The following is a 15046-nucleotide window of genomic DNA, read 5'->3' as shown; positions in this document are numbered from 1 at the left end:
ATAGGGATGGCAATTTGCCAATGCAAAGCATTGTTCTCCTGATGTGGCTTGCCTTGTGCACCGAACAAGATGTCCGTGAACGGCAAATTTCCAACGCCTTGACCCTCGGGGTCGCGGCGTGCGCCCTGGCCTGGCTGTTCGCCACCGGACGCAGCTGGATCGGCGCCGACGCCAGCGAAGCCGGCTGGGCCCTGGCCATCGTCATGCTGCTTACCCTGCCCGGCTACATGCTCGGCCGCTTCGGCGCCGGCGACGTCAAGCTGATGGGCGCCCTGGCCCTGGCCACCAGCCCGCAGTACGTGCTTGGCACGTTCATCGGCGCCGGGGTCACCGTGCTGGCCTGGATGTTCGGGCGGCGGCGCCTGTGGACCCTGCTCAACCCCAAGGTGAAAAAGCGCCTGCAGGCGCTGGCCGAACAGGTCGGCGACAAGCAGCCCTTTGCCCCCTACGTGCTGGCCGGATTCCTGCTGACGGCCGTCTGGATCCAATAACCGACCGATGGGCCGCTTCGAAGGGCAAGGCGCATGTACATAATTGCAAAGTGCGACTACTTTTCTACCTGCCAGAGCCTCTGGCCCGGGAGCAGAGCCGATACAACAGGGAGTTGATCGTGAACAAGTCCGTCAGTGAGGTGAAAGTGCTGGTGGTCGACGACCAGCCAGTGATCGTCGAAGAGTTATGCGAATTTCTCGAAAGCGAGGGCTACCGATGTGTCCCCGCCCATTCCACCGGGCAGGCCATCGACTGCTACAAGGCCGACGAGACCATCGGCCTGATCCTGTGCGACCTGCACATGCCCGAGCGCGATGGCATCGAGCTGGTCCGCACCCTCAAGCAGATCGCCGGGCCGCAGCGCATGTTCGAGGCGATCATGCTGACCGGCCGCGCCGACAAGCAGGACGTGATCCGCGCCCTGCGCGAGGGCTTCGCCGACTACTACCAGAAACCCATGGACCTGGACGAACTGCTCGAGGGCGTGCGCCGCCAGGAAGCGGCGCTGCTCGAACGGCGCCGCAATTTCCGCGAGCTGGGCAGCCTCAACCAGCGCCTGCAGGAGCTGGCCGAGTCCATCGACGATCTCTACCAGGACCTGGAAAAAGCCCGTGGCCAGGGCACCCACCGCCGCGCCAGCGACGCCGAAGAGGGCGAGGCGGAACTGCCCGCCGCCTTCGAGAAGCTGTCACCGCGACAGCTTGAGGTGGCCCGCCTGGTGAGCAAGGGCAAGACCAACTACCAGATCGCCTGCGAGCTGGGCATCACCGAGAACACGGTGAAACTGTACGTGTCGCAGGTGCTGCGCCTGACTCACATGCACAATCGCACGCAGCTGGCGCTGGCGTTGACCCCGCGTTCGTCGCCGGTGCATCAGCGGTTTACCACGCACTGACCTTGTGAATACCGCATCTTTGTCGGAGCGGCGCAAGGCCGCTCCCACAGGAAATCGTTTCCTGCACGACAACGTAGCCCGAAGGGCTGGGTGATCTCCTGCATTCCATGTTCATGAGCCCAAGGCCCGCGCCAACGCGGAAAAACCTGGCCCGGCCAGGACGATCAGCAACGCCGGGAACAGGAACACCATCATCACCGCCGACATCTTCGCCGACATCTTCGATACCCGCTCCTGCAGGCCGGTCAGGCGTCGGTCGTCGAGCAGTTCCTTGAGCGCCAGCAGCGACTTCATCGAACCACTGCCCTGCACCAGCAGTTGCTGGAGGATGACGCAGGTGTCGATCAACTCGTCCACCGCCAGCAGGCGCGCGGTCTTTTCCAGCTCCGGGCCCAGGGCCAGGCCGGAATCGACCCGCTGCAGGACAAGGCGCAATTCGTCGCTGATGTTCGGCACCAGGCTGCGACCTTCATGGGCCAGCACCCGCAGGGCCTGCTCCACCGCCAGCCCGGTTTCGAAGAGGATGCGCAGCAGCGGGATCAGCAGGCTCACCTCCTGGGCGATCTGCCGCTGACGCCGCGCTGCCGCCAGCACCAGCAGGCGCTTGGGCAGCAGGTAGCCCGCGCCCATCGCGCAGAGCACCAGCACGCCCCAGTGCCCGCGGTTTTCCCCGGGCAAGCCATGGGCCAGCAGCAGCGCCACCCCCACCGCCAGCAGCGGCAAGCCCAGCTGCACGGCGGCGAACAGCGCCCGTTGCCGGCTGCGCCGCCAGCCCAGGCGATCAAGCAGCGCCTGGGTCTCGCCATCCAGCCGTTGCAGGCGTCGCCCCAACGGGCTGCTGCCCAGCCACTGCAGCCAGTCGCCGAGCCGTTCGTCACGGGCCAACCGCCCCTGCAGGCGCCGCGCCACCCGCTGCCGGGCCCGCCACTGCTGCGCGGCCTGCAAGGCCAACAGCACGAATGCGGCGAACAGGAACAGCGCGCAGAGCAACATGGCCATGGTCACAGGCTCCTCATCATGCGCCACAACACCAGGCAGCCGACGACCTGCAGGGCAAAGGCGAAGAGCAGCATCAGTTGCCCGCTGCGGTCATGCCACATGGCCAACAGGTAGGTGGGGTTGGCGAACAGGAAGTAGCCAACCATGGCCAGCGGCAGCGCGCCGAGGATCCATGCAGTGATGCGGGTCTCGCCGGTCATGGCGCGCAGTTGCCGGTCGCCCTGCTCGTGCTCGCGGATCAGCTTTATCAGGTTCTCCATCAGCTCGCTGGCATTGCCGCCGTGGCGCTGATTGATGCGCAGCCCCAGGGCGAACATGCGCAGTTCGGCCTGGCCATAGAGTTCGGCGAGTTCGTTGACCGCATCCTCCAACGGCACGCCCAGTTGCACGTTGCGCCGCACCCGCAGCATCGCCGAGCGCAGCGGCTCGCGGGTGCTGTCGACGCCGCCGAGCACCGCCTCGTTCAGGGTGCGACCGGCCTTGAGGCTGCGCACGCTGTAGTCAAGCAGGCCGGGCAGTTGCTGGACGATCTGCTGCAGACGCCGCCGGCAGCGCCAGGCCAGGTAGAGGTGACCGAGCAGCGGCAGGCCGAACAGCACCATCGACGCCGCGACCCAACCCGCAACCAGACCGGCGAGCAGGGTCAGCGCCAGCCAGGCGAACAGCCACGGCCTGGGGGAAAAGTCGGCATGGGCCAGGCCCGCCCGCTGCAGCAGCGGGTCGAGCCAGTCGCGCCGGGGATTGCCGCTGCGCACGGCGCGGTAGGCCCGGCCCAGGCGTTCGAGGATGCGCTCCTCGCCGCGCTTGTACAGGCCCAGGCGCAACAGCAGCAGCGCCATGCCCAGGCACAAGGGCGACAGCGCCAGCAGCAGCGGGCCCATCACAGCACACCCTCGTGGCGCAGCTTGTTGCCGGCCGGATTCGGCGCCTCGCGCAGGAAGCCGTCGCCGCTGCGCCGGTCGAGGCGGAACAGGGTGTTGGTGACATACACATCGTCGCGCACGCCGACCACTTCCAGCACCTCACTGACGCAGCGCCGGCCATCGGCCAGGCGGGTCAGCTGGATCACCACGTCCAGCGCCGCGCAGATCATCTGTCGCAGGGTCTTCTCGGCCACCTGGCGACCGGTCAGGCCGACCAGGGTCTCCAGGCGCAGCAGCGCGTCCTGGGCGGTGTTGGCGTGCACCGTGCTCATCGAGCCGTCGTGGCCGGTGTTCATCGCGGTCATCACATCGAGCACCTCGGCGCCGCGGATCTCGCCGAGGATGATGCGGTCGGGGCGCATGCGCAGGGCGTTGCGGATCAACTCGCTGGCCTTGATCTCGCCATGGCCCTCGGCATTCGGCGGACGGGTCTCCAGGCGCACCACATGCGGGTGGTGCAGTTGCAGTTCGGCCACATCCTCGATGGTCACCAGGCGCTCCTGGGGCGCGATCATCTGGCTGAGGATATTGAGCAAGGTGGTCTTGCCGGTGCCGGTGCCGCCGCTGACCAGGATGTTGCAGCGCCGGCCCACGGCGCGCTCGAGGAAGTCGTAGATCGGCTGGTCGATGGCCCGGGTGGCCAGCAGGTCGGCGCTCTTGAGCATGTCCTGGCGGAACTTGCGGATCGACAGGCAAGGCCCGTCCAGCGCCACCGGCGGGATGATCGCGTTGACCCGGCTGCCGTCGGGCATGCGCGCGTCGACCATTGGCGACGACTCGTCCAGGCGCCGCCCGAGGGGCGCGAGGATGCGCTGCATCACCCGCTCGACATGGTGCGCGTCGATGAAGCGCAGGTCGGTCTGTTGCAACAGCCCCGCCCGCTCGACAAACACCCGGTACGGGCCGTTGACCAGGATCTCGGTGACGCTCGGGTCGCGCAGCAGCACTTCCAACGGGCCGTAGCCGGTCAGCTCGTCGACGATTTCCTCGGCCAGGCGCTCCATCTCGTAGCGCGACAGGGCCAGGCGCAGGCGCGCCACATAGTCGCCCACCTGTTCCAGGACGAACTGCGCCAGCACCGGGCGCGCCCCTTCGAGCAGGTTGCGGCCACTGTCCTCGATGGCGTCGATGACATGCCGGTGCAGGGCGCGCTTGAGCACCTGCGGATCGCTGGCCGCATGGCGCGGCCCGCCAAAGGGTTCTTCGTTGCTCATCGGTTGCCCCATAGCCGGTTGAGCCAGGTATGGCCGGACGGTGCCAGGGTTTCCGAACGCTGCGCCAGGCGTTCGCCCAGGCCGCGCAGGGCCTGGGTCAGGCCTTCGCGCGGGGCCAGCTCGAACAGGCTCAGGCCCTGGTTCTTGGCGTTCAGGCGCACCTCCGGGCTGTAGGGCATGACCTTGAGCAGGGCCAGCCCGTAGCGTTTGGCCAGGGCATCTGCATCCGGCGCCACATGGCGCAGGTAGCGGTCCACCAGCAAACTGGCATGCTCCAGCTTGATGCCGCGGTCGCGCCACTGTTCGAGCACGTCCAGGTTGCGCCGGCAGTCGAGGATGTTCTGGTCGGTGTAGACGATCAGCTTGTCGCAGTGGCTGACGATGGTACGCAGGGCCTCGCTGTCGGCCTGGCCGGTGAGGTTCACGACGATGTGCTGGAAGTGCTGGCGCAAGGCGCCGAGCAGCATGTACAGCTCGGCGGCGCTGGACTGTTCCAGGGCCTCGTCGTTGTCGGCGTAGGCCAGGATGCGCAGGCCGCCCTTGTCGCGGGTGAAGGCGCTGTCGATCAGGGTCGTGTCGAGCCGGCGCAGATGGCGCAGCGCATCACCGAAATGGAACGAGGCCTCCAGCCCCAGCAGCGCCAGGCTGTCGCCCCGAGGCAGGCCGAGGTCTAGCAGCAGGGTCTGCTGGCCGCTGTCCTGCACCACCCGCGCCAGGTGCGTGGTGAGCAGCGCGCCGTCGGCGCCACGCTGGGTGCCGAAGAGCACGGTCAGACCGCCCAGGCTGGGATTGCTGGTGGCCGTCGGCAGGCGCTTGCCCAGGCGTCGCACCAGCCCTGCCACCTCGCTGGCCCGCGAGCCATAGGCAACGAAGTCGCGGGCCCCGGCGCGCATGGCATGCAGCACCAGCTGGTTGTCCATGCCATCGCCAAGGGCGACGATGGCCAGCATCGGCTTGGCTTCGAGCATGCCCTCGATCAGCGCGCACTGGCCGATCAACTGCTCGCGGTCCAGGCCGATGAACACCAGGTTGCTGAAGGTCATGTCGACCAGCGCCAGCAGCTCGTCGAGGTTCGGACTGCTGGCGCCGATCACCTGCCCCAGCGGCGCCAGCGCGCCCTGCAGCCAGTGCAGGTCCTCGTCGGTGCGGGTCAAGGCCAGGTAGGTCTGGTTCAGGCTTTCGTTCATTGGGACAACCCGCCATGGACCCAGACGATGGTGAAGACGCTGTTGTCGAGGGGAATGCCGGGCGAGCCGATCAGGCTGTGCAACTGACCGAACACCGTGCAACCCTTGGCCGCCGCCTGCGCCGTCGGCGCCAGCAGGGTCAGGGTCAATTCGCCTCGTGGAGTAACACGCAAAGAACTACGCATGGATCGCATCCTTGCCGGTTCAGGGAGACTTGTTGTTATCGCCGCTCTGGGCGCCGCGAATGATCTGCATCGTCGGCGCACCGGCCGCGGCGGCGACCGCCTGGCTGGCCAGGGGCACCTGGGACAGCTGACTGAAGCGATAGAGGTCGCGGTTGGCGCGCTGCAGCTGCGAGCTGGCATCCTGGCCGGACCAGTAGGCCGCCAGCAGGGGCTCGTCGGCGCTGCGCACCGCCAGGCGCAAAGTCCCGGCCTGGGCCGCCAGCATAAGACGGCTGGCCAAGGCTTCGGGCACGGCCAGGCTCACGGTGCGGGTGGTGTTGCTGTTCAGCGATTGCTGCTCGCGCCGGGCCTTCTGTTCTTCGGCCGTTTGCGCCGGGCGCCCGTCGTTGGCCAGCCCGGTCTGCTGGTCGACGCTGAGCACGCGCAGGGCCCGCAGCACCACCTGGGCGGAGGACTGCGGGTTGTTGTTCTCTTCACGCAGGAACAGCAGCACGTCGACGAAGTCCCCTGGGCGCAACTGCCCGGCGGCGCCGCTCACATCGTCGACGGCCACCGCCACGGCGCGCTCGTGGGGGCGGATCATCCGCGCCAGCGGGCCACCGGCCTGGAAGCTCGACTCGTCCAGCCAACTGCCCGCCGCCAAGGGACGGGAGCTGCGACGTCCAAGCACCTGGTCGAGTTGCTGGAAGGCGCCGGCGGGTACCACCTGCAGACGTTCGACCAGCACATCATCCTCGCTCAAGGGGGTGTTGGCCGGTACCGCCCTGCGCAGCACCACGATGGGTGAGCGTGGCGGTTCGGGAGGAGCGACGGGGACCGGCGCGGCGGGAATCACCGCTTCACCGGAGGGGGGCAATGGCGCCGGCGCCGGTTCGGCCGGATGGCTCAAACGCAGCCCCCAGTAACCGGCGAGCAAGGCCGCGATCAGAAACAGGCCGGCGAGGATCATGGTCAGGCGACTGCTCATCTGCGCTCTCCCCTACGCCTGGGACCAATGATGGCAAAAGGTAACTATTTCGCTATTGGACGGTAGCTGAGCCGCTATCTTTCGCCATTACCTGTACCGCATTTTTAGAGCCATGAAATTGACGCGTCGGCAAAACAAAAACTTAGCATCGTCAATTGCAACCAATACTTTTGTATTAATGCCTTCTTACATTTGCACGTCGCCACGGCTTGGCGATGCTCTGATGGCAAAGGGGTATCACTTATCAAGCCCCCGCCGACCGGCGCCCATCGAGCGCAAGGAGTAGTGCCATGCTGCTGCAACAGATCCTCATCCATGTGAAGACTTTCCTCCAGCGCAAGGACGGCGCCTCCGGTATCGAATACGCAGTGATCGCGGCGATGGTGGCGGTGATACTGGCCGGCTTCGTCACGCCGATCTCGACCGAGGTATCGGCGATCATGACCACCATCCAGACCGCGATCACCCAGTGATCGCGCAGCACCTGCATGACGTGTAGTCCCACTGCCAGGAGCCGACCATGCCGACCTCTTCCTTGCGTCAACAGATCCTGCTGGTGGACGACGAGGAAGAGGCCCTGCTGGAGCTGGCCGAACTGCTGGAGAACGAGGGTTTCTGTTGCCACACCGCCACCTCGGTGCGTGGCGCCCTGCAGCAACTGACCCGCCACCCCGATGTCGCCCTGGTGATCACCGACCTGCGCATGCCCGAGGAGAGCGGCCTGGGCCTGGTGCAGCGCCTGCGCGACCACACCGCGCGCCAGCATTTGCCGGTGATCGTCATGTCCGGGCATGCCGACATGGACGATGTCAGCGACCTGCTGCGCTTGCAGGTGCTCGACCTGTTCCGCAAGCCGATCTACCACGCGCGCCTGCTCGAGACGCTGGAGAACCTGTTTCCCAAGCCGTTGATGCAGGCCGTTAAATAGCGACACAACAACCTCAAGCCTTGCGCTATCCCTGTAGGAGCGGCCTTGCGTCGCGAAAGGGCTGCGTAGCAGCCCCAGGATCTCAACGAAAATGCAGATATTGCCGGGGCCGCTTTGCGGCCCTTTCCGACCGGTCCGACGCCTCGGCAAGGCCGCTCCAACAAGGTGCGTCTCCCTACAACTGATAACTGAAACTCAAGTTCAGCCGTGGCCGCCGGTTGAAGCTGTCCAGGGCGATGTCCGACATTGGCTTGGCCACCTCGACCGCAATGTTGTAGTAGCGCATATCGCCAAACCGCAACCCCAACGCCGCCGATGACATCTTCGTGTCCTTCACATCCAGCTCGTTGAACCAGGCCCGCGCCGTGTCGAGCGCCACATACGGCTGCACGACCTTGAGCCATCCACCGTCGCGATGGAAGCTGTAGTTGACCTCGTAGGCCAGCCCCCAGCCTTTGTCGCCCGAGCCCTGGTCACTGGGGTAACCGCGCCCGAAGTTCTGCCCGCCGAACACCGCCCGCTCGCTGTCGGGCAGGCTGTCGTTGCTCCAGTAGACGGCCGCCGACGCCACGCCCTGCCAGTTGTCGGTGAAGTTGTCGCTCTGCACGCCCGATACCCTCAGGCGCAGAAAGTCCAGGTCGTAGTCGGCATTGGTGTTCGCCCCCAGGCGGTCGAGGCCTTGGTAGACCCCGGCACTGAGGATGCGCAGGCGCCGGGTCTCGGCCTTGCGCCAGTCGCCTTCGAAGGACAGCGCGCGAATGTCGGTCTCGCTGTCCAGACGCAACGGAAACCCCACCACCTGGTAGTCGATGCGGTCATTGACTACGTAGAAGCGCCCGACCACCTCCAGCCATTCGCTGGGCGAGGCGATCAACGACTGGCTGATGCCCACCGAGTAGCGTTCGTTCTCGCGGTGCTGGGTCAGGTCGATGCCGTTGTCCAGGCGGATGCGCGCCTTGGGGTCGCTGCGATAGCGCGAGGCCGACAGCAGCAGCCGCGAACCCTCGGCGTCGAGGAACTGACTGTAGTCGAGACGGTAGTAATGCTCCTTGTCCTCGCCGGGCGGCACCAGCACGCTGGCGCTCAGTTGCTCGGCAAAACGGGTCTGCGCATTGCTGCTGGCACCGAGCAGCGCCTGCAGGTCGTCGCGGCTGCCGTCATTGAGGCTCAGGGTGGTGGTGAACGGTTTGCGCGAGACCTGGGCCAGCAGCCGGGTCGCGCCATCGGTGGTGGCCGGGGGCGGCACCTGGGCCTGGAAGGTCACTCCGGGGATACGCCCGGCCAGGCTGGTGTAGCGCTCGAAGCTTTCGCGGGTCAGCGGGCGCTCGGCCTTGAGGCGCTCCATCAGCTGGTCCAGGTAAGCCCGCGCCGCGCCGATATCGCCCTCGACCTGATAGTCGTGGATATAGCCCTCCACCAGCACCACCCGCACCCGGCCATCGACGAAGTCCTGGGGCGGCAGGTAGGCGTACGACAGCAGGTAGCCGTCCTGCTGGTAGCGTTGGGTCAGGCGGCGGGTGACCTCGATCAGCTCGGCGAGGGTCACCTCGCGACCGATCAGCGGCTGGTAGTGCTCGCGCAGGTCGCTCAAGGGGTAGACGGTGCCGCCTTCGAAGCGCACCTTGCGCACCGCCACCCGCGTGCTCATCAGCAAGGGCGACTGGCGTGCGTTGTCCACGGTGGGTACGAGCAGGCCAGCGGGGCCGGGACGATAGGCGTCCACCGGGAGGTTCGGCGTGGGCAGGCGGCGCTCGGTCTCGTTGCTGTTGAGGAAACCCGGCAAGGGCTCGGCCCGGGCCAGGCTGGCCACGGACAGCGCCAGCATCGTCACCAGCCATCGGCGCATTCGGACACTCCATGATCCACGGGTGGCAGGGTGACCGACCGGCGCACGGCGCGCCGGTCGGTCTCGCTCACCTTGAGCGTAGCCCGTCGCGTCAGCGCTGCCCGCCTGCCAGGGCGCCTGTCACACCACTTAGCGCACCGCCGAGGCCACCGCCCTGCGTGCCGTTGGCATTGACCAAGGTGCCGGCCTGACCGACCGTTGCGCCCACCGCCGTCACCGTCGCGCCCAACTGGCTGACCGTCGGGTTGGCCGTGGCGCCGGTCAATTGCGTGCCGACGGTACCCACCGCGCCACCGACCTGGTTCAGCAACCCGGCCACCGGTGCTCCCGCGCCTGTGCTGGCGCCGACCTGCTGGGTCACGCTGGACACACCGGCGACCACCGGATTGAGCCCGCTGCCCACCTGCTGGGTCAGTGCTGCGGCTGGGGTGCCTGCCGCCGTGTTGGTCACGCCGTTGCCGCCGAGCACCGGGCCCAGGCTGGCGACGCTGTTGCCCGCCTGCACCAGGCTGCCGCCGATACCGCTCACCGTCGGACTGCCAACACTTGCGGCCAGGCCGCTGCCGGCACCGGCCACCACGCCGCCAGCGGTTTCCAGCAGTCCCGTGCGTGGGCCGCCGGTGACCGGCGCCAGCCCGCTGGCGGTGCTCACGCTGGTGCCGGTATTGGCGACCGCCTGCCCGAGCGTGGTGCCCAGTGGATTACCCGAGCCAGCCAGTTGCAGGCCGGCCTGGTTCAAGGCGGTGCCGGTTTGATTCAACGTCTGGTTGAGCGGGCCGGCGAGCCCGGTCTGCCGGGTGACGTTGGCCGTGGTGTTTTCCACCAATGAGACCACCGGCACCAGGGCATCGCTCGCGCCCTGGGTCGCACCGGCCAGCGGGCCGCTGGTACCAACCGGCGAGAGGGTATTGCCAAGCATGGTCACGGCCTCACCGACCCGATCGACACCCTGCCCGGCCCCGGCGACCAGTTGGTTGACCACCGGTACCTGCTCGACCGGCCCGTTGCTGGCCAGGCCGGTCACGCCCTGGCCAAGGCCAGAGACGCCGGTGCCCAGGTCGGCGGTGGCCGCGCCGACCACCCCGACCGTGGTGCCCACGGCATTATTGCCGGTGCCCAGTTGACCCAGGCCGTCGCTCAGGCCGCTGCCGACACTGTTCACCGCGTTGCCGGTGGATGACACCAGCGTACCCACGCCGCCAGTCAGCGAGGTGTCGCCGGCGATGGGCAGCGAGCCGATCACCTGACCGAGGTTGCTCACGCCGTCGCCAACGCCGGAGACGGTGTTGCCCAGCTGATCGACCACCTGGCCGGTGACCAGGGCGGTCGGTGTCGTGCCTCCACCGGTTTCACCATCGCCGCCGCCGGGTGTGGTGCCGCCGCCGGAGCCGCCGGAGCCGCCGCTGCCCCCACCGGTGCCTGCGCTTCCATCGCCCGGGGTGCTGCCACCACCACCGGTGCCTGCGCCACCGTCACCGGCCCCGCCGCCCGAGCCTCCAGCGCCCGCGCCTGCGCCCGTGCCGCCGTCGGCCGAGGAGCCGTCGACCTCGCTGTGATGCCCACCGCCACCACTGCTGCAACCGGTAAGGCCCAGGGACATGACCATCGTCAGCGCCGTTGCGGCCTTGATCCACGCTTGAGTGTTCATGGGAAGACTCCCGCTGCTGGTTGTTGTGCTTGCTACCAGCAGTGAAAGCCGAGGGGGGCGGGACGGGTAGATTACAACTTGGTGTTAGTACCTGTGGGAGAGGGCTGGGGGTGGAGGGTAAGGCTATGAATTTCTGATGGTTTCGCTGGGTAGATCGCAAATTTTGTCGAAAGGACTAGGCATAAATCATTATTCCTGGTGGCTGAGAGAATGCTGGGGCCGCTGCGCGCCCCTTTCGCGACACAAGGCCGCTCCCACAGGCGATCGCGTTTCCCTGTGGGACCAACTGTCTTGCTCAACTGCTAAAGCTAGCGCGATCCCTGTGGGAGCGGCCTTGCGTCGCGAAAGGGCTGCAAAGCAGCCCCAGCAATCTCGAACAGATCACCGATTCATCAGACTTTCCCCATTCCCTGTAGTCCATTTCCCAAACATACTCCCAAGCCCTTTCAAGCCATTGCGGTGGTCTGGGTTGGCCTCTAGTCTCGGGCAGTCGCTGCACAATCAGCGACCGGCTTTGACAGGCCGCTCTGAACAAAACCGCATGGCGCTGTTTTATGGCGGCTGTGCGTGGGGCACCTCGTGTGCGCCGGTTTCTGGTCTTGTTCACCGGTCTGTCAACCCATGTACAGCTGCCACCTTTCTTGTTTGACAGCAACCGGTGGTGGTCCTTATTCACGAACAGGACCTTGACCATGCTTAAGATCGTTCCAGATCCACCCCACAACCCTCACTCCCTCGAAGACACCCTCATCCAGGCCACCGAGTACGCCCTGTGCGCCTTGACCGTGGCCCATCACGCCATACAGCTTAAACCCAGGTCGCCGGCTGCCGTGTTGATGATGGCTTCGATGCATGAAATGGAGTCGCTGCGCGTATTGCTCGAAGCGGCATTGATCCAGGTACAGATGCCAGCGCAGGCGCCGACGTTGCATTAAGCCCAATCGCGGGGCAAGTCGCAGCGGCGAACCGCCGCTCCCACGCCAGGCCTGCGTAGAACTCAGCTGCGTGGGAGCGGGCTTGCCCCGCGATAGCGCCCGCACAGGCACCAACCATTTCAGGGAGAACAATCATGACCACAGACAACACCCCCACCACCGCCGGCAAGACCAAGTTCTACCAAGGCGAAGGCATGACCGACCCGCTGTTCTGCATCGAACCCGGCATCCCCTGCCAGCACGCCCGCGACCAGGCGTCAGAGCTGATGGGCTGCGTACGCGACCTGACCATCACCGGGATCATGGAGGAAAAACCCCAACTGCTCTGGGCGTCGTACTACCTGAGCGCGCTGGCCAAGGCATTGATGGATGATGCCGAGCTCGGCATGAAGCACTGATCGGTACTTTGGGGCTGCGTTGCAGCCCTTTCACCCAGCAGGTTCATTCGCTGACCTGAAACGCCACCCGCGCCGTCTCGCCGCTTTCATCCAACGCACTCAACTCGATGCTGCCCGCCTGTTCGAATCGCACCGGCAAGCTGTCCTGCCCCTGGGTCTCGCCCAACGGCTGGCCATTCAGGAACCACCAGCGCCGCCCAGCACCGCCCAAGGCCGACACCCGCAACTGCAAAGGCTCGTGACTGGTAGCCGGGCGGCGCAGGTTGTCGCCGGCGCGCACGCCGACGATCGACAGCGGCGGCGCGCTGGCCACCTGCTGTGGCGGGCAGGCAGGGTCCACCGCGGGCAGCCGCGCCGCACGGTGCTCGGCCCGGGGCAGCCAGGGTTCCAGCGGGGCCGGCCACAAGGCGACATCGTGGGCCTTGGCGCCTGGGCAAGCGGCATCGACGCGCAGCCCCTGGTCGTTGAGCCACACCGTCTCGCGCAAACCCAGCCCCAGAGGCTGGTCGGCCGCCAACAAGGTCGGCGGGGTGGTGCCGTCCAGGGTCCAGGCGAAACGCTGGCGGCGGCAGTTGGGGTCCTGGCGGTTCATCGGCTGGCCCAAGGGCCAACAGATCGCCGCCACGCCCACCGACGCCGGCACCGGCTCGACCGGCACCTCGATGCCACGTTGGCTGTCGCGATTGCTTAGCAAGTCGTGCACCTGCAGCATCAGCGGCGCCGCCGAGGCCAGGCCGAACTGACCCGGCACCGGGGTGCCATCGGGGCGACCGATCCACACGCCGATCAGGTAACGCGGGCCCACGCCCACCGACCAGGCATCGCGAAAGCCGTAGCTGGTGCCGGTCTTCCAGGCCAGTTGCGGGCGCTGTACCAGTTCGGCATGGGGGTCGCGGTCCGGCCGGGCCAGGCCGCTGAGGATGCGCCGGGTGATCCAGGCCGAGCCCGGCGACAACAGGCGGCGCTCCACCAGCGGGTCCTGGGGTTGCAGGCGAATCTTCGCGCTGTTGCCGCCACGGCCGAACGCGGCATAGCCACCGACCAGGTCCTCCAGGCGGCTGCCCGCGCCACCGAGGATCAGCGACAGGTTCGGCTCGGCCAGTGGCGGCAGCACCAGCGGCATGCCACCCATGCGCATCTGCGCGGCAAAGCGTTTCGGGCCATAGGCCTCGAGCAACTGCACCGCCGGCAGGTTGAGCGACAGCGCCAGCGCCGAGCTGGCCGACACCGGACCGCTGAAGCCCATGGAGAAGTTGCCGGGGCGGTAGTCGCCATAACGCCGGGGCACATCCTGCAGCAGCGATTCGGAATGAATCAGGCCATCGTCCATGGCCATGGCGTAGAGGAATGGCTTGAGGGTCGAGCCGGGCGAGCGCAGGGCGTGGATCATGTCCACATGGCCGAAGCGGCGCTCGTCGCTCAGGTCGATGGAGCCGAGATAGGCGCGCACCGCCATGCTCTGGGTCTCCACCACCAGCAGCGCCGCCGAGGTGCGCTCGGGCAGACGCGCGCGCCAGCCCATCAGCAGGTCTTCGAGGCGGCGCTGCAGGGCGGCGTCGAGGGTGGTGCGGATCAGCGGCGGGCTGTCCGGCGTGTTCAGGCGTCGGGCGAGCAAGGGCGCCAGTGCCGGCTCCTGGCGCGGTGCCAGCAGCAGCGGCTCTTCGCGGGCCTCGTCGATACGCTGGGCCGGCCACACCTGGTACTCGGCCAGACGCTGCAGCACCTTGTCCCGGGCGCGCTGGGCACGCTCGGGATGACGGTCCGGGCGCAGGCGGCTCGGCGCCTGGGGCAGCACGGCGAGCAGCGCGGCCTCGGCAGGGGTCAGGTGCTTCGGCGACTTGCCCAGGTAGGCCCAGCTGGCCGCGGCCACGCCCTGCAAGGTGCCGCCGAACGGCGCCCGGTTGAGGTACAGCTGGAGGATCTCGGCCTTGGACAGGTGCCACTCCAGCTGCGCCGTGCGCCACAGCTGGCGCAGCTTGCCGGCCAGGGTGCGGTCGTGCGGGTCGAGCAGGCGCGCCACCTGCATCGACAGGGTACTGCCACCGGACACCACCCGCCCACCGCGCAGGTTGAGCCAGGCCGCCCGGGCCAGGGCCATGGGGTTGACCCCCGGGTGGTGATAGAACCAGCGGTCTTCGTATGCGAGCAAGGCTTCGAGGTACAGCGGCGAGACCTCGTCCGGGCCGACCGGGTAGCGCCACACGCCGTCGGCGTCGGCGAAACGCCACAGCGGCGTGCCGTCCTCGGCCAGCACCACCCGCGCCAGGTCATCGCCCGGCATGGGCAAGGGCCAGATGCGGTCGGCCAGCCACAGCAGGACGATGGCCGCCAGCAGGGTGATGGCGACACGCCGCAGCAGCTTGAGCAGACCTGGGCGCGCTAAGCTTGGCATCGGGAACCGACCGGGCCAGATGATGGCCAAAGGCTGG

At 67.3% G+C, this 15046-nt stretch carries 15 protein-coding genes; 6 read left to right on the top strand and 9 right to left on the bottom strand.

Translation table 11 applies throughout. The annotated features are described in order from the left end of the window. Positions 1–20: 20 nt before the first annotated feature. A complete protein-coding gene (locus HU751_RS18750; protein WP_028691368.1) occupies positions 21–491 on the top strand; it encodes an A24 family peptidase in 471 nt (156 codons plus the stop codon). 113 nt (positions 492–604) lie between these two features. Beyond that, positions 605–1387 carry a response regulator transcription factor gene (locus HU751_RS18745; RefSeq protein ID WP_189657100.1) on the top strand — a complete coding sequence of 261 codons (783 nt, stop codon included), beginning with the start codon at positions 605–607 and terminating at the stop codon, positions 1385–1387. A gap of 111 nt (positions 1388–1498) precedes the next feature. Here the strand turns inward: HU751_RS18745 and HU751_RS18740 are convergent, their stop codons facing one another. The 6 genes from HU751_RS18740 to cpaB are packed head-to-tail and all read right to left on the bottom strand — an operon-like array spanning position 1499 to position 6862. Continuing rightward, entirely contained in the window at positions 1499–2386 is an 888-nt protein-coding gene (locus HU751_RS18740; protein ID WP_186734464.1) for a type II secretion system F family protein, read from the bottom strand. 2 nt (positions 2387–2388) lie between these two features. After that, a complete protein-coding gene (locus tag HU751_RS18735) occupies positions 2389–3270 on the bottom strand; it encodes a type II secretion system F family protein (RefSeq protein WP_186734463.1) in 882 nt (293 codons plus the stop codon). After that, positions 3267–4523: a TadA family conjugal transfer-associated ATPase gene (locus HU751_RS18730; protein WP_028691362.1), complete on the bottom strand. Its 1257-nt coding sequence runs from the start codon at positions 4521–4523 to the stop codon at positions 3267–3269. The genes HU751_RS18735 and HU751_RS18730 overlap by 4 nt, the downstream gene beginning before the upstream one ends. Next, complete coding sequence (locus tag HU751_RS18725) at positions 4520–5710, bottom strand: CpaE/TadZ family protein (RefSeq protein ID WP_186734462.1); 1191 nt, start codon at positions 5708–5710, stop codon at positions 4520–4522. The genes HU751_RS18730 and HU751_RS18725 overlap by 4 nt, the downstream gene beginning before the upstream one ends. After that, positions 5707–5895, bottom strand: coding sequence for a hypothetical protein (locus tag HU751_RS18720; RefSeq protein ID WP_186734461.1), 189 nt, complete (start codon positions 5893–5895; stop codon positions 5707–5709). Before HU751_RS18720 ends, HU751_RS18725 begins: the two co-directional genes overlap by 4 nt. 19 nt (positions 5896–5914) lie before the next feature. Then, positions 5915–6862: a Flp pilus assembly protein CpaB gene (cpaB, locus tag HU751_RS18715; RefSeq protein ID WP_186734460.1), complete on the bottom strand. Its 948-nt coding sequence runs from the start codon at positions 6860–6862 to the stop codon at positions 5915–5917. Between the two features lie 290 nt (positions 6863–7152). Between cpaB and HU751_RS18710 the strand changes: the two genes are divergently transcribed. Both HU751_RS18710 and HU751_RS18705 read left to right on the top strand, forming a co-directional pair. Next, on the top strand, positions 7153–7335 hold the full coding sequence (locus HU751_RS18710; protein WP_186714969.1) for a Flp family type IVb pilin: 183 nt from the start codon (positions 7153–7155) through the stop codon (positions 7333–7335). Positions 7336–7382: 47 nt separating this feature from the next. Further along, entirely contained in the window at positions 7383–7790 is a 408-nt protein-coding gene (locus tag HU751_RS18705) for a response regulator (RefSeq protein ID WP_050703614.1), read from the top strand. Positions 7791–7965: 175 nt separating this feature from the next. Here HU751_RS18705 and HU751_RS18700 read toward each other — a convergent pair whose 3' ends face one another. Continuing rightward, positions 7966–9636: a ShlB/FhaC/HecB family hemolysin secretion/activation protein gene (locus HU751_RS18700; protein WP_186734459.1), complete on the bottom strand. Its 1671-nt coding sequence runs from the start codon at positions 9634–9636 to the stop codon at positions 7966–7968. Between the two features lie 91 nt (positions 9637–9727). Then, positions 9728–11284: a collagen-like triple helix repeat-containing protein gene (locus tag HU751_RS18695; RefSeq protein ID WP_186734458.1), complete on the bottom strand. Its 1557-nt coding sequence runs from the start codon at positions 11282–11284 to the stop codon at positions 9728–9730. 692 nt (positions 11285–11976) lie between these two features. On the opposite strand from HU751_RS18695, the gene HU751_RS18690 reads away from it, so the two are divergent. Further along, positions 11977–12219 (top strand): hypothetical protein, encoded by a 243-nt coding sequence (locus HU751_RS18690; RefSeq protein ID WP_050703611.1) that lies wholly within the window; start codon positions 11977–11979, stop codon positions 12217–12219. Between the two features lie 134 nt (positions 12220–12353). Further along, positions 12354–12617, top strand: coding sequence for a DUF3077 domain-containing protein (locus HU751_RS18685; protein ID WP_102685470.1), 264 nt, complete (start codon positions 12354–12356; stop codon positions 12615–12617). Positions 12618–12660: 43 nt separating this feature from the next. Here the strand turns inward: HU751_RS18685 and pbpC are convergent, their stop codons facing one another. Beyond that, complete coding sequence (gene pbpC / locus HU751_RS18680) at positions 12661–15009, bottom strand: peptidoglycan glycosyltransferase PbpC (RefSeq protein WP_186734457.1); 2349 nt, start codon at positions 15007–15009, stop codon at positions 12661–12663. Between the last annotated feature and the right edge of the window lie 37 nt (positions 15010–15046).

Origin of the sequence: Pseudomonas peradeniyensis (assembly GCF_014268935.2) — a bacterium.
Taxonomy (GTDB): Bacteria; Pseudomonadota; Gammaproteobacteria; order Pseudomonadales; family Pseudomonadaceae; genus Aquipseudomonas; species Aquipseudomonas peradeniyensis.
This window is presented reverse-complemented; position numbering and strand designations above follow the sequence as displayed.

What these genes read in the sequence shown, in the direction of transcription:
- HU751_RS18750 (WP_028691368.1), top strand. Translation starts at nt 21, where the DNA reads ATGCAAAGCATTGTTCTCCTGATGTGGCTTGCCTTGTGCACCGAACAA.
- HU751_RS18740 (WP_186734464.1), bottom strand. Translation starts at nt 2,386, where the DNA reads ATGGCCATGTTGCTCTGCGCGCTGTTCCTGTTCGCCGCATTCGTGCTG.
- HU751_RS18730 (WP_028691362.1), bottom strand. Translation starts at nt 4,523, where the DNA reads ATGAGCAACGAAGAACCCTTTGGCGGGCCGCGCCATGCGGCCAGCGAT.
- HU751_RS18725 (WP_186734462.1), bottom strand. Translation starts at nt 5,710, where the DNA reads ATGAACGAAAGCCTGAACCAGACCTACCTGGCCTTGACCCGCACCGAC.
- HU751_RS18720 (WP_186734461.1), bottom strand. Translation starts at nt 5,895, where the DNA reads ATGCGTAGTTCTTTGCGTGTTACTCCACGAGGCGAATTGACCCTGACC.
- cpaB (WP_186734460.1), bottom strand. Translation starts at nt 6,862, where the DNA reads ATGAGCAGTCGCCTGACCATGATCCTCGCCGGCCTGTTTCTGATCGCG.
- HU751_RS18710 (WP_186714969.1), top strand. Translation starts at nt 7,153, where the DNA reads ATGCTGCTGCAACAGATCCTCATCCATGTGAAGACTTTCCTCCAGCGC.
- HU751_RS18705 (WP_050703614.1), top strand. Translation starts at nt 7,383, where the DNA reads ATGCCGACCTCTTCCTTGCGTCAACAGATCCTGCTGGTGGACGACGAG.
- HU751_RS18700 (WP_186734459.1), bottom strand. Translation starts at nt 9,636, where the DNA reads ATGCGCCGATGGCTGGTGACGATGCTGGCGCTGTCCGTGGCCAGCCTG.
- HU751_RS18695 (WP_186734458.1), bottom strand. Translation starts at nt 11,284, where the DNA reads ATGAACACTCAAGCGTGGATCAAGGCCGCAACGGCGCTGACGATGGTC.
- HU751_RS18690 (WP_050703611.1), top strand. Translation starts at nt 11,977, where the DNA reads ATGCTTAAGATCGTTCCAGATCCACCCCACAACCCTCACTCCCTCGAA.
- HU751_RS18685 (WP_102685470.1), top strand. Translation starts at nt 12,354, where the DNA reads ATGACCACAGACAACACCCCCACCACCGCCGGCAAGACCAAGTTCTAC.
- pbpC (WP_186734457.1), bottom strand. Translation starts at nt 15,009, where the DNA reads ATGCCAAGCTTAGCGCGCCCAGGTCTGCTCAAGCTGCTGCGGCGTGTC.